Origin of the sequence: Yersinia thracica (assembly GCF_902170565.1) — a bacterium.
GTDB lineage: Bacteria > Pseudomonadota > Gammaproteobacteria > Enterobacterales > Enterobacteriaceae > Yersinia > Yersinia thracica.
This window is the reverse complement of the sequence record NZ_CABHXX010000023.1, coordinates 22,962-36,019: the sequence shown is the minus strand read 5'-3', so window position 1 is coordinate 36,019 and position 13,058 is coordinate 22,962. Positions and strand designations below refer to the sequence as shown.

The window sequence follows — 13,058 nt, the reverse complement described above, 5'->3', positions numbered from 1 at the left end:
TGCACGGCGCACAGCGGGTTGTCTGGATTAGCTCTGAATCAGATTAGGGATTTTCACATCAGGATTAACATCGGCTTCATAGTCCACACCGTCAACCGCGAAACCAAACAGATTTAAGAACTCGGTCTTATAGCCGATAAAATCAGTCAATTGGTCAATATTGTCGTTGGTGACTTGATCCCACAACTGCTTAACCTGGCTTTGTACTTCAGGAGCCAGTTCTTTGTAATCAGCACGTAGGCGGCCATCTTGGTCCAGGTGCGGCGCACTGCCACACAAGCTGTCTTTATACAGCGCATAAACCTGCTCGATACAGCCCTCATGAGTGCCTTTTTCTTTCATCACTTTGAATAATAGTGATAAATACAGTGGCATCATTGGGATCGCAGAGCTGGCCTGAGTCACAACTGCTTTCAGCACAGAAACTCGGGCATCACCGCCGCCGTGGGCTGCCAGGCTATCGCGGATCGCCAGAACTTTTTGGTCCAAGTCCTTCTTGGCCGCGCCAATAGAGCCATTCCAATAGATATCATGAGTGATTTTTTCACCCAGATAGGTGAAAGCGGTTGTTTGTGCGCCTTCAGCCAACACGCCCGCTTCCAGCAGCGCATCAATCCACATCTGCCAGTCTTCGCCACCCATGACGGCGACCGTGTTGTCGATTTCTTCTTGAGTTGCCGGTTGCAACACAGCTTCTTTGATAACTTCTTTATCAGTATCAAGGCTGCGGAATTTAACTTCATGCCCGATAGGTTTCAGTGTGGAGTTAAACACTTGACCGGTTTTCGGGTGAGTACGACGTGGCGAGGCCAAACTGTAGATAACCTGATCAACCTGACCCAAGTCTTGTTTGATGGTTTCAATCGTCAGGCGCTTAATCTCATCGGAGAAAGCATCGCCATTGATACTTTTTGCGTACAGGCCTTTTTGCTCAGCGAATTTGTGGAACGCGGCGCTGTTGTACCAACCCGAGGTTCCCGGTTTGCCTTCTTCGCCCGGACGCTCAAAGAAAACGCCCAGTGTATCGGCACCACAACCAAATGCTGCTGTAATGCGGGCTGCCAGCCCGTATCCAGTTGACGCACCAATCACTAATACTCGTTTTGGGCCGTTAGCGATTGTGCCTTCTGCTGTGACATAGTCGATTTGCTTTTTGACGTTGGCTTCGCAGCCCGTCGGATGTGCAGTCACACAGATAAAGCCGCGTACACGTGGTTTTATAATCATGGATACCTCAGTTTATGAATAAAGTTAAGTGTTCGAGCGACCGCCGATTCAACTCTAACCGTTCGGACTTATAGAGCCAGATTATCAAAATTAGTGATAATCTGCTCCCGCTCTATGGCATTACACTCATTTTCCGATACAAAAACTGGAGAAAATTCGCCCCAGTAAGTCATCTGAGCTAAATTCGCCGGTAATTTCACTCAATGACTGTTGCGCTAAACGCAGTTCCTCCGCCAGTAGTTCACCGGCGTAAGCGCTTACTAACTGTTCATGACCCTGTACCAAATGCTGTGCAGCAGTTTCCAGCGCTTGCAAATGGCGGCGGCGCGCCAGGAAACCACCTTCTGTGTTGCTGGTAAAGCCCATACTCTGCTTGAGATGGTTGCGCAGCAGGTCAATACCTTCACCGGTACGCGCTGATAAGCGAATAAGTGAGTGACCATTCACTTCGGTTAAACCCAAGGTTTCACCGGTAATGTCAGCTTTATTACGCACCACGGTGATGGGGAGCCTGGCAGGTAACCGCGCCATAAACTCTGGCCAGATAGCCGCCGGTTCAGTGGCATCCGTAGTGGTGCCATCAACCATAAACAACACTCGGTCAGCCTGTTCTATCTCATTCCACGCACGTTCGATGCCAATACGTTCAACTTCGTCACTGGCTTCACGTAGGCCAGCAGTATCAATGATATGCAACGGCATCCCATCGATATGAATATGTTCCCGCAATACATCACGGGTAGTGCCTGCGATATCAGTGACAATCGCCGCTTCTCGGCCTGCTAACGCATTGAGTAAACTGGATTTACCGGCGTTAGGGCGGCCAGCAATAACCACTTTCATCCCCTCACGCAATAAACTGCCTTGCCGGGCTTCAGTGCGGACTTGCTCCAGGTCTGCCATTACGCCGTTTAACTGGCCTTCAATTTTTCCATCAGACAGGAAATCAATTTCCTCATCAGGAAAGTCGATCGCAGCTTCGACATAGATTCGCAAGTGAGTAAGTGCTTCCACCAATTTGTGGATCCGCACTGAAAATGCGCCTTGTAATGAGTTTACCGCCGAACGTGCAGCTTGTTCTGAACTGGCGTCGATCAAGTCGGCAATCGCTTCTGCTTGGGCTAAATCCAGTTTGTCATTTAAGAATGCGCGCTCAGAGAACTCACCCGGGCGGGCAATGCGCAACCCTGGCAGAGCTAGAATACGTTTTAACAGTAAATCCAGTATAACCGGGCCACCGTGACCTTGTAGTTCCAGCACGTCCTCGCCAGTGAAAGAGTTCGGGCCGGGGAAGTAAAGAGCGATACCTTGATCCAGCGTGCTGCCATCTACATCTTTAAATGACAGATAGTCGGCATAGCGCGGCTTGGGTAATTTACCTAAAACCGCCTGTGCGACCGCTGTAGCAGCACGACCTGAAACACGTAAAATACCAACGCCACCACGGCCTGGGGGGGTTGCTTGTGCCACGATAGTATCAGTGGTGCTCATGGTTATATCTCTCTTTAACTTATTATTTTTGCACAAGCCTGGAAGTGTTCAGGCTTCTATAAAAAGAATAAGGCGGTCATATTGACCGCCCTTTAATACTTGTGACTATCTCTGTGGATTATTTTTTCTTGTCACGGCTATGTAAGCCGCGTTTTTCCAAGCCACGATAAATCAACTGTTGCTGTAGGATGGTCACCAAGTTACTGACAATATAGTACAGTACCAGACCAGCCGGGAACCACAGGAAGAATACAGTGAAGATAACCGGCATGAAGGTCATGATCTTCTGCTGCATCGGGTCAGTCACGGTAGTCGGTGACATCTTCTGAATGAAGTACATGGTGATACCCATCAGAATTGGCAGAATGTAGTACGGGTCTTGTGCTGACAAGTCGTGAATCCACAAGATGAATGGCGCATGACGCAACTCAACGGAACTCATCAACATGTAGTACAACGCCAGGAAGATTGGCATCTGAATGACCAGCGGTAAGCAGCCACCCAGTGGGTTAACCTTCTCAGCTTTGTACAACGCCATCATTTCCTGACTCATACGCTGCTTATCGTCGCCGATACGCTCACGCATGGCAGCCAGTTTAGGCTGTAGCAAACGCATTTTCGCCATCGAGGTGTATTGCGCTTTAGTCAGCGGGTACATGATACCGCGCACGATAAAGGTAATAACAATGATGGAGAAGCCCCAGTTACCGACAAAGCTGTGGATGAATTTCAACAGTTTGAACAGTGGCTGAGAAATAAACCATAACCAACCATAATCAACAGTCAGGTCCAGATGTGGCGCGATGGCCGCCATTTTGTCCTGAATTTCCGGGCCAACCCACAAGGTAGCACCCAGTTGTTTCTGCTCACCCGGCTGAATGACGACGGGTGCACCTTTAAAGCCGATGGCGGCCAGACCGTTACCCAAGTCAGCGGAGTAGAAAGTGTTGGTTTCGTTAGCTACTGGAACCCACGCTGTTGCAAAATACTGCTGCAACATAGCAACCCAACCGCCTTTGGTGGTGATGTCCAGGCTCTTATCTTCGATATCACTAAAGCTATATTTTTTATATTTAGTTTCATCAGAAGAGTAAGCCGCACCACGATAAGTATGCAGCGCGAAGTTATTGCTGCCGGTATCACGGTGTTTAGGCAAGTTGATGCTTTGCTTTAATTGGCCAAACAGCGTCAGCTCCAGCGGGGCAGCAGAGGCGTTTTTAACGTGATAATCCACGCCAATGGCGTAATCGTTACGTTTCAGCACAAACGTCTTGGTGAAGACGGAGCCATCTTTGCCGGTAAAGGTCAATGGAATACGCAGTTCGTCTTGGCCATCAGCTAATACAAAGCTGGTTTGCGGCACCTCGAATAGTGGACGTTCACCGTTAGCTGGGTTGTCCGGGCCGCTTTTACCTGTCAGGCCACTTTGCGCCTGATAAATGAACGCCGGAGTCGTTTCCAGTAATTCGAAAGTTTTATCTGAACCCAGAGCATCCGGGTAAGCCAGCAGGTTAGCCTGCTCGATGTCACCGCCACGGGTATTAATGGTCAGAGACAGCACATCAGTTTTTACAGTAATCAGTTGGCCCTGACCACTGCCTGGCACGGCCTGGCTTGCTTTATCACCGGTAGCAGTATTCGCAGTCTGTTGCGTGGTCTGAGCGGCTGGTTGTGGATTGTTATCCACTTGCCAGGCTTGCCAGATCATGAAAGACACGAACAGCAGAGCGATGAGTAGAAGATTGCGTTGCGAATCCATCGTTAGTGTTCTCTGTTATCGTCGGGTTTCGGCGGCACGGGATCATCGCCACCTGGGTTCAAAGGGTGGCATTTTAATACGCGTTTCAGTGTTAACCAACTGCCTTTTATCATCCCAAACCGGCGCAATGCCTCAATTCCGTAATGAGAACATGTCGGATGGAAACGACAACGCGGCCCCAGCAACGGACTAATCACGAGCTGATAGCCCCTGATTAGCCCGATCAGGATGCGGGAGCCTGGCGACAGTGGCGACGCCATAATTTTTCCAAAGCTTCTGTCAACGCACGGTTATCGAGGTCAGCCACACCCTTTTTCACCAAAACGACAAAATCCATAGACGGTAACGTATGTTGATGCAGCCGGAAGCTTTCGCGGGTTAGGCGCTTTATCCGATTACGTTCATGAGCACGTTTGACATGTTTTTTGGCGACGGTAAGACCGATGCGGGGATGCCCCAGCTCGTTCAGGCGGCCGAGGATGGTGATTTGCGGCGTGCCAGCCCGTTGTGGCTGCTGGAAGACGAACGTAAAATGACTGGGAGTTAACAAACGTAACTCCCTAGGAAATGCTAGCTTAACCATTGAGATGGTTAGCTTTTATTACTTAGAAACAGTCAGACGAGTACGGCTTTTCGCACGACGGCGAGCCAGAACTTGACGACCATTTTTGGTGGCCATACGAGCACGGAAACCGTGGCTACGGTTGCGCTTCAATACGGACGGTTGGAAAGTGCGTTTCATAGCGATTTCTACCTAAACTTAAAATAATTACTGATTCAGTAAACGCGTTTGGCTGCTCGGAGTGAAGACACCGACGCCTCAATCGCAACATATAAAGAAGCGGGATTGTAATAATTGTACAGTCCTGAGTCAATTGACATTGCGCACGCCCGCACAGAAGTTTTCTGTATGGGAGTTTACCAAGAGCCTGTCCGTGTTCACCGCTGGTTTCTTTTTGGCCAAGGCCATCAAGAGAACAGGCATCACACGTAGGGCTGAGGATTATACGGACTCCCTGATAAATCGCAAGGATCGCGGTGAGATCCTTTGTAGATTAATGAGGATCAGGGTTGGGATAAGGGGAAAGTCATTCCAGTATATTCCGAAAAGCATCGGGATCGCGGACGATAAGGGCAGGAAAAGCTGTGCGCCAGGTTACACTCCCAACAGAAGTTATCGCCTGTGGATAAAAAGGATCTAATCTGTGAGGAAGGGGAGGATCTATTGCTCCTTTTGCGCTATGATCCGCCATTCCGATCACATCCACTACTCTGGGATCACTACTCCGGGATCTTGGGGGGATGTTAGTCGTAAAACAACCGAAAAACGGTTCGCATGTCACTTTGGCTTGCTACAGGCCATATTGGCGTGTGTCAAAAACGATGAGTTACAAAAAATCCTGATTTCTTTCTTTTATTGATCTTGTTCGAGTGGAGTCCGCCGTGTCACTTTCGCTTTGGCAGCAGTGTCTTGCCCGATTGCAGGATGAGTTACCTGCCACAGAATTTAGTATGTGGATACGCCCCCTACAGGCGGAACTGAGTGACAATACTCTGGCGCTTTACGCACCTAATCGTTTTGTACTGGACTGGGTCCGTGATAAGTACTTAAACAATATCAATGGCTTGCTTAATGATTTCTGTGGCAGCGAGGTTCCTTTACTGCGTTTTGAAGTCGGGAGTAAACCCGCAGTAAGAGCAGCACACAGTCATCCAGTTACAGCCAGCGTTAGCGCGCCTGTTGCTCCGGTTACCCGCAGCGCACCTGTACGCCCGAGTTGGGACAGTTCGCCCGCCCAACCTGAACACTCTTACCGTTCGAATGTGAACCCGAAACACACATTTGATAATTTCGTTGAAGGTAAATCTAACCAACTGGCCCGCGCAGCGGCACGCCAGGTCGCGGATAATCCGGGTGGCGCGTATAACCCGTTATTCCTCTATGGCGGCACAGGTTTGGGTAAAACTCACCTGTTACATGCTGTTGGGAATGGCATTATTGCCCGTAAAGCGAATGCTAAAGTGGTTTATATGCATTCAGAGCGTTTTGTGCAAGATATGGTGAAAGCCTTGCAGAACAACGCAATAGAGGAATTTAAGCGCTATTATCGTTCGGTTGATGCGTTATTAATCGATGATATTCAGTTCTTTGCCAATAAAGAGCGTTCCCAGGAAGAGTTTTTCCACACCTTTAATGCTTTGCTGGAAGGTAATCAGCAGATCATTCTGACCTCAGATCGCTATCCAAAAGAGATCAATGGGGTAGAAGATCGTTTGAAATCGCGTTTTGGCTGGGGCCTAACGGTGGCGATTGAGCCGCCGGAGCTGGAAACCCGAGTCGCGATTCTGATGAAAAAAGCGGATGAAAATAATATTCGCTTGCCCGGTGAGGTCGCGTTCTTTATTGCCAAGCGTCTGCGTTCCAACGTGCGTGAGCTGGAAGGGGCATTGAATCGTGTGATCGCCAATGCCAATTTTACTGGCCGAGCAATCACCATTGATTTTGTTCGTGAAGCTCTGCGTGACTTACTGGCATTGCAGGAAAAACTGGTCACTATTGATAATATTCAAAAAACTGTCGCAGAATATTATAAAATTAAGGTCGCTGACCTACTCTCCAAACGGCGTTCCCGTTCGGTAGCTCGCCCGCGCCAAATGGCGATGGCGTTGGCGAAAGAGTTAACCAACCACAGCCTGCCTGAAATCGGCGATGCGTTTGGTGGCCGCGACCATACCACGGTGTTGCATGCTTGCCGCAAGATTGAACAATTGCGTGAAGAAAGTCACGACATCAAAGAAGATTTCTCTAACTTAATCAGAACATTATCCTCCTAGCGCTATGAAATTTATCATTGAACGTGAGCATCTGCTAAAACCGCTGCAACAGGTCAGTAGCCCGCTGGGTGGACGCCCTACGTTGCCAATCTTAGGTAACTTGTTGCTGCAAGTCACCGAAGGCTCTTTGCTGCTGACCGGTACCGATCTTGAAATGGAGATGGTGGCGCGCGTGGCGCTGTCTCAGCCTCATGAGCAGGGTGCAACCACTGTGCCTGCACGGAAGTTTTTTGATATTTGGCGTGGTTTGCCGGAAGGTGCAGAAATTACAGTCGCACTTGATGGTGACCGCCTATTGGTGCGCTCTGGCCGTAGCCGCTTCTCACTATCTACCTTGCCAGCGGCAGACTTCCCGAACTTGGATGACTGGCAGAGTGAAGTTGAATTCACTTTACCGCAGGCCACTTTGAAGCGTCTGATTGAGTCCACTCAGTTCTCGATGGCTCATCAGGATGTGCGTTATTACTTGAACGGCATGTTGTTTGAGACTGAGGGCGAAGAACTGCGCACTGTCGCAACCGACGGTCACCGGTTAGCGGTTTGTGCGATGCCCATTGGCCAGACATTACCGTCACATTCGGTTATTGTGCCGCGTAAAGGCGTGATGGAGTTGGTCAGGTTGCTGGATGGTGGCGACACGCCATTACGTTTGCAAATTGGCAGTAACAATATCCGCGCCCATGTGGGTGATTTCATTTTCACCTCCAAGCTGGTTGATGGCCGTTTCCCTGATTATCGCCGTGTATTGCCGAAAAACCCGGACAAAACACTGAAAGCGAGCTGTGATTTGCTGAAACAAGCCTTTGCTCGCGCGGCGATTTTGTCCAACGAGAAGTTTCGTGGCGTTCGGCTTTATGTCAGTCAAAATCAGCTTAAAATCACCGCGAACAACCCTGAACAGGAAGAAGCGGAAGAGATCCTCGATGTTAGCTACGATGGGGCAGAAATGGAGATCGGTTTCAACGTCAGCTATGTACTTGATGTGCTGAATGCGCTCAAGTGTGAAGATGTTAGTCTGTTACTAACCGACTCGGTCTCCAGCGTGCAGATTGAAGATGGTGCCAGTCAGGCGGCGGCCTACGTCGTCATGCCAATGCGTCTGTAAGCATGGCTCTGACGCGTTTACTGATTAAAGATTTTCGTAATATCGAATCGGCAGACTTGGCACTGGCGTCGGGGTTTAATTTTTTAGTCGGCCCCAACGGCAGTGGCAAAACCAGCGTGCTGGAGGCGATTTATACCTTAGGTCATGGTCGCGCTTTTCGTAGTTTGCAGGCGGGCCGCGTGATTCGTCACGAATGTGCCGAGTTTATATTGCACGGTCGGGTTGATGCTAATGAGCGTGAATCGTCCGTGGGGCTGAGCAAAAGCCGACAAGGTGATACCAAGGTGCGCATTGATGGCACTGATGGTCATAAAGTGGCTGAATTGGCGCAATTGTTGCCAATGCAACTGATTACCCCTGAAGGGTTTACATTATTGAATGGCGGGCCAAAATTTCGGCGTGCCTTTTTAGACTGGGGTTGCTTTCATAATGAACCCGGTTTTTTTATGGCCTGGAGCAATCTGAAAAGATTACTTAAGCAGCGCAACGCCGCGCTGCGCCAGGTGAGTCGCTATGCGCAAATCCGGGCCTGGGATCAGGAAATTATCCCGCTGGCTGAGCGTATTAGTGAGTGGCGGGCGGCATACAGTGACGCCATTGCGGCAGATATTTCAGCCACATGCGCGCTGTTCCTGCCAGAGTTCGCCCTGAGTTTCTCTTTCCAGCGCGGCTGGGATAAAGAGAGTGACTATGGTGAGTTGCTGGAACGCCAGTTTGAGCGTGACAGAGCGCTAACCTATACCGCCGTCGGGCCACATAAAGCGGATTTTCGCATTCGGGCCGATGGTACGCCGGTAGAAGATTTGCTCTCGCGTGGTCAGCTGAAATTGCTGATGTGCGCATTGCGGTTAGCGCAGGGTGAGTTTCTCACCCGACAGAGCGGGCGGCGTTGCCTGTATCTGCTTGACGATTTTGCTTCCGAACTAGACACCGGCCGTCGTCGTTTATTGGCCGAGCGTTTAAAAGCTACCCAGGCACAGGTTTTTGTCAGCGCAGTGAGTGCTGAGCAAGTGGCCGACATGGTAGGCGAAAAGGGCAAGATGTTCCGCGTGGAACATGGCAAAATAGAGGTTCAACCACAGGATTAAAAATGAGCGAGAAACGTTGATGTCGAATACTTATGACTCCTCAAGTATCAAGGTATTAAAAGGGCTGGATGCAGTTCGTAAGCGTCCGGGCATGTATATCGGTGATACTGATGACGGTACCGGTCTACACCACATGGTATTCGAGGTTGTGGACAACGCTATCGACGAAGCCCTCGCTGGTCACTGCAAAGAAATTATTGTCACCATCCATTCGGATAACTCGGTTTCTGTACAGGATGATGGCCGCGGTATCCCAACCGGTATGCATGACGAGGAAGGGGTATCGGCAGCTGAGGTCATCATGACCGTATTGCATGCTGGCGGTAAATTTGACGATAACTCGTATAAAGTTTCCGGTGGCTTGCACGGCGTGGGTGTCTCAGTTGTTAACGCCTTGTCTGAAAAACTGGAGCTGGTGATTCGCCGTGAAGGTAAAGTTCACGAGCAGACTTACAAAATGGGTGTGCCACAGGCACCACTGAAAGTGGTGGGTGAAACCGATCAGACCGGGACAACCGTGCGTTTCTGGCCGAGTTTCCAGACCTTCACCAATAACACCGAATTCCAGTATGAGATCCTGGCTAAACGTCTGCGCGAGTTGTCATTCCTGAACTCCGGGGTTTCAATTAAACTGAAAGACAAACGCAACGATAGAGAAGACCATTTCCATTATGAAGGTGGTATTCGAGCGTTTGTTGAATATTTGAGCAAAAACAAAAACCCGATCCATCCGAAAGTGTTCTATTTCTCTACCATGAAAGACGATATCGGTGTGGAAGTGGCATTGCAGTGGAATGACGGTTTCCAGGAAAACATTTACTGCTTCACCAACAACATTCCACAGCGCGATGGGGGGACTCACTTAGTGGGGTTCCGTACGGCGATGACCCGTACCCTGAACAGCTACATGGATAAAGAAGGCTACAGTAAAAAAGCGAAAATCAGTGCCACCGGTGATGATGCCCGTGAAGGTTTGATTGCCGTGGTTTCTGTGAAAGTGCCAGACCCTAAATTCTCCTCACAGACCAAAGATAAACTGGTCTCCTCTGAGGTGAAAACGGCGGTCGAAACGCTGATGAACGAGAAGCTGGTTGAGTATTTGCTGGAAAACCCAACTGACGCCAAAATTGTCGTGGGCAAGATTATTGACGCTGCCCGTGCTCGTGAAGCGGCACGTAAAGCGCGTGAAATGACGCGTCGTAAAGGGGCGTTGGACTTGGCTGGTTTGCCAGGCAAACTGGCTGACTGTCAGGAACGCGACCCTGCATTGTCCGAACTCTACTTAGTGGAAGGGGACTCTGCGGGCGGCTCTGCTAAACAAGGCCGTAACCGTAAAAATCAGGCCATTTTGCCGCTAAAAGGTAAAATCCTGAACGTCGAGAAAGCGCGCTTTGACAAAATGCTCTCTTCACAAGAAGTGGCAACGCTGATTACTGCACTGGGTTGTGGCATTGGCCGGGATGAATATAATCCGGACAAATTGCGCTATCACAATATCATTATCATGACCGATGCCGATGTGGATGGTTCTCACATCCGTACGTTGTTGTTGACCTTCTTCTATCGTCAGATGCCGGAAATTATTGAGCGTGGTCATGTGTTTATCGCTCAGCCGCCACTGTATAAAGTGAAAAAAGGTAAGCAAGAGCAATACATCAAAGATGATGACGCGATGGAGCAGTACCAGATGACTCTGGCACTGGATGGCGCGGCTTTGCATATCAATGCTGATGCCCCACCGCTGGCGGGCGAACATCTTGAGAAACTGGTTGCCGAGCACTACAGCGTCCAGAAGACTATTGCCCGTATGGAACGTCGTTATCCGCGTGCTTTGCTGAATAACCTGATTTATCAGCCAACCTTGCAAGAAGAGGATTTGACCGATAAAGAAGTTGTGACGCAATGGATTGATTCGCTGGTGGTGTTGCTGAACGAGAAAGAACAGCACGGCAGCAGCTACAGTTCCGTGGTGCGCGAAAATCGTGAGCGTCAACTGTTCGAGCCGGTGTTGCGTATCCGTACCCACGGGGTTGATACCGATTACGATCTGGACTTCGACTTCATTCACGGTGGTGAATATCGCAAAATCTGCCTGTTGGGCGATAAACTCCGTGGCTTAGTCGAGGAAGGTGCTTTTGTTGAACGTGGCGAGCGCCGTGTGCCGGTTTCAAGCTTTGAAGATGCACTGGACTGGTTAGTGAAAGAGTCTCGTCGTGGTTTGGCCATCCAGCGCTATAAAGGTTTGGGTGAAATGAACCCAGAGCAGCTGTGGGAAACCACCATGGACCCAACCAGCCGCCGTATGCTGCGCGTTATGGTGAAAGACGCCATTGCCGCCGATCAGTTATTCACCACGCTGATGGGTGATGCGGTCGAACCTCGCCGTGCCTTTATCGAAGAGAATGCGTTGCGTGCAGCTAACATTGATATCTAATTGATCAGATAACTTATTGAACCAATAAAAGCCCAGAGCGAAAAACTGCTACTGGGCTTTTTTTTACCTAATAACGGCTGATGGCATTTGTGCTGCGCGTAGACTCACTAGCATTTCATCGCTGAATCGCGTTAGCATGGGGTATTCGCTAAATAAATGTGAGGGCCTATGGCTATTGAATTAATTGCTATCGATATGGACGGCACGTTGTTGAATACACAGCATGAAATCACTCCACGGGTAAAGCAGGCTATTGATGCCGCTCGGGCAAAGGGGGTTTGTGTGGTACTGGCGACGGGGCGACCTTATATCGGGATCCGACGTTATTTACGCGAACTGAATATGGAAAATAGTGGCGATTATTGCATCAGCAATAACGGCGCATTAGTCCAAAAAGCGGCCACAGGCGAGTGTATTTTGCAGGAAACTCTCAATTTCGAGGATTATCTCTATTTCGAAGCTTTGTCGCGAGAAATGGGGGTCAGTTTCCAGGCTTTTGATTTTGAGACTTTATATACCGCCAACAAAGACATCAGCAAATATACTCTACATGAAGTTTTCATAACCGGTATTCCATTGAAATACCGGGCAGTAGAAGAAATGGACCCTCAGCTACGCTTCCCGAAAGTGATGATGATTGATGAGCCAGAAAAACTGGACCGCGCATTGGAAATGATGCCCGCTGAAGCTTTTGAGCGTTTCACTATTATGAAAAGTGCGCCTTTTTACCTGGAGATTTTGAGTAAACGAGTCGATAAGGGGACGGGGGTGAAAATGCTGGCTGAGCATTTAGGCATTGCGCAGGAAAATGTAATGGCACTGGGTGATCAAGGTAATGATATTGCTATGGTGAATTACGCTGGCGTGGGTGTTGCAATGGGAAATGCTATTCCCGAACTAAAAGAAATTGCGCAGTTTGTGACGAGTACCAATATTGAAGATGGTGTCGCGCTGGCCATTGAGAAATATGTGCTTTGATTTTTGATTGGGTGATTAGTTATTGATTCGGCTGTATGAGGAGAGCGTTCAGAATTCTGTGTCACGTTAAAACCATTATAGCGTTATCACTTTATCAAAACGGCCCTCAAAATAAATCCGGCGTCCTGCCGGATTTCCCTG

At 49.3% G+C, this 13,058-nt stretch carries 11 protein-coding genes; 5 read left to right on the top strand and 6 right to left on the bottom strand.

Annotated elements, in window-relative coordinates; all coding sequences use genetic code 11:
- Nucleotides 1-27: 27 nt before the first annotated feature.
- From fabV to rpmH, 6 genes are all read right to left on the bottom strand, one after another.
- Complete coding sequence (fabV, locus tag FTA91_RS02885; RefSeq protein WP_145582936.1) at nt 28-1,227, bottom strand: enoyl-ACP reductase FabV; 1,200 nt, start codon at nt 1,225-1,227, stop codon at nt 28-30.
- A gap of 126 nt (nt 1,228-1,353) precedes the next feature.
- Nucleotides 1,354-2,718: a tRNA uridine-5-carboxymethylaminomethyl(34) synthesis GTPase MnmE gene (mnmE, locus tag FTA91_RS02880; RefSeq protein ID WP_145534704.1), complete on the bottom strand. Its 1,365-nt coding sequence runs from the start codon at nt 2,716-2,718 to the stop codon at nt 1,354-1,356.
- A gap of 118 nt (nt 2,719-2,836) precedes the next feature.
- Nucleotides 2,837-4,477: a membrane protein insertase YidC gene (gene yidC / locus FTA91_RS02875; RefSeq protein WP_050113351.1), complete on the bottom strand. Its 1,641-nt coding sequence runs from the start codon at nt 4,475-4,477 to the stop codon at nt 2,837-2,839.
- Nucleotides 4,478-4,479: 2 nt separating this feature from the next.
- Complete coding sequence (gene yidD, locus FTA91_RS02870; RefSeq protein ID WP_032906726.1) at nt 4,480-4,737, bottom strand: membrane protein insertion efficiency factor YidD; 258 nt, start codon at nt 4,735-4,737, stop codon at nt 4,480-4,482.
- Nucleotides 4,701-5,060, bottom strand: a complete 360-nt coding sequence (rnpA, locus tag FTA91_RS02865) for a ribonuclease P protein component (RefSeq protein ID WP_025380108.1) — start codon at nt 5,058-5,060, stop codon at nt 4,701-4,703. Before rnpA ends, yidD begins: the two co-directional genes overlap by 37 nt.
- A gap of 18 nt (nt 5,061-5,078) precedes the next feature.
- Nucleotides 5,079-5,219 carry a 50S ribosomal protein L34 gene (gene rpmH, locus FTA91_RS02860; RefSeq protein ID WP_004393543.1) on the bottom strand — a complete coding sequence of 47 codons (141 nt, stop codon included), beginning with the start codon at nt 5,217-5,219 and terminating at the stop codon, nt 5,079-5,081.
- Nucleotides 5,220-5,920: 701 nt separating this feature from the next.
- Here rpmH and dnaA point away from each other — a divergent pair.
- From dnaA to yidA, 5 genes are all read left to right on the top strand, one after another.
- Complete coding sequence (dnaA, locus tag FTA91_RS02845) at nt 5,921-7,312, top strand: chromosomal replication initiator protein DnaA (RefSeq protein WP_050113349.1); 1,392 nt, start codon at nt 5,921-5,923, stop codon at nt 7,310-7,312.
- 4 nt (nt 7,313-7,316) lie between these two features.
- Nucleotides 7,317-8,417 (top strand): DNA polymerase III subunit beta, encoded by a 1,101-nt coding sequence (dnaN, locus tag FTA91_RS02840; protein WP_038637668.1) that lies wholly within the window; start codon nt 7,317-7,319, stop codon nt 8,415-8,417.
- Nucleotides 8,418-8,419: 2 nt separating this feature from the next.
- Nucleotides 8,420-9,505, top strand: a complete 1,086-nt coding sequence (recF, locus tag FTA91_RS02835) for a DNA replication/repair protein RecF (protein WP_049558461.1) — start codon at nt 8,420-8,422, stop codon at nt 9,503-9,505.
- A 19-nt stretch (nt 9,506-9,524) separates the two neighbouring features.
- On the top strand, nt 9,525-11,939 hold the full coding sequence (gyrB, locus tag FTA91_RS02830; protein WP_050113348.1) for a DNA topoisomerase (ATP-hydrolyzing) subunit B: 2,415 nt from the start codon (nt 9,525-9,527) through the stop codon (nt 11,937-11,939).
- Between the two features lie 168 nt (nt 11,940-12,107).
- Nucleotides 12,108-12,917 (top strand): sugar-phosphatase, encoded by an 810-nt coding sequence (gene yidA, locus FTA91_RS02825; protein ID WP_050113347.1) that lies wholly within the window; start codon nt 12,108-12,110, stop codon nt 12,915-12,917.
- Nucleotides 12,918-13,058: the final 141 nt, after the last annotated feature.

What these genes read in the sequence shown, in the direction of transcription:
- fabV (WP_145582936.1), bottom strand. Translation starts at nt 1,227, where the DNA reads ATGATTATAAAACCACGTGTACGCGGCTTTATCTGTGTGACTGCACAT.
- mnmE (WP_145534704.1), bottom strand. Translation starts at nt 2,718, where the DNA reads ATGAGCACCACTGATACTATCGTGGCACAAGCAACCCCCCCAGGCCGT.
- yidC (WP_050113351.1), bottom strand. Translation starts at nt 4,477, where the DNA reads ATGGATTCGCAACGCAATCTTCTACTCATCGCTCTGCTGTTCGTGTCT.
- yidD (WP_032906726.1), bottom strand. Translation starts at nt 4,737, where the DNA reads ATGGCGTCGCCACTGTCGCCAGGCTCCCGCATCCTGATCGGGCTAATC.
- rnpA (WP_025380108.1), bottom strand. Translation starts at nt 5,060, where the DNA reads ATGGTTAAGCTAGCATTTCCTAGGGAGTTACGTTTGTTAACTCCCAGT.
- rpmH (WP_004393543.1), bottom strand. Translation starts at nt 5,219, where the DNA reads ATGAAACGCACTTTCCAACCGTCCGTATTGAAGCGCAACCGTAGCCAC.
- dnaN (WP_038637668.1), top strand. Translation starts at nt 7,317, where the DNA reads ATGAAATTTATCATTGAACGTGAGCATCTGCTAAAACCGCTGCAACAG.
- recF (WP_049558461.1), top strand. Translation starts at nt 8,420, where the DNA reads ATGGCTCTGACGCGTTTACTGATTAAAGATTTTCGTAATATCGAATCG.
- gyrB (WP_050113348.1), top strand. Translation starts at nt 9,525, where the DNA reads ATGTCGAATACTTATGACTCCTCAAGTATCAAGGTATTAAAAGGGCTG.
- yidA (WP_050113347.1), top strand. Translation starts at nt 12,108, where the DNA reads ATGGCTATTGAATTAATTGCTATCGATATGGACGGCACGTTGTTGAAT.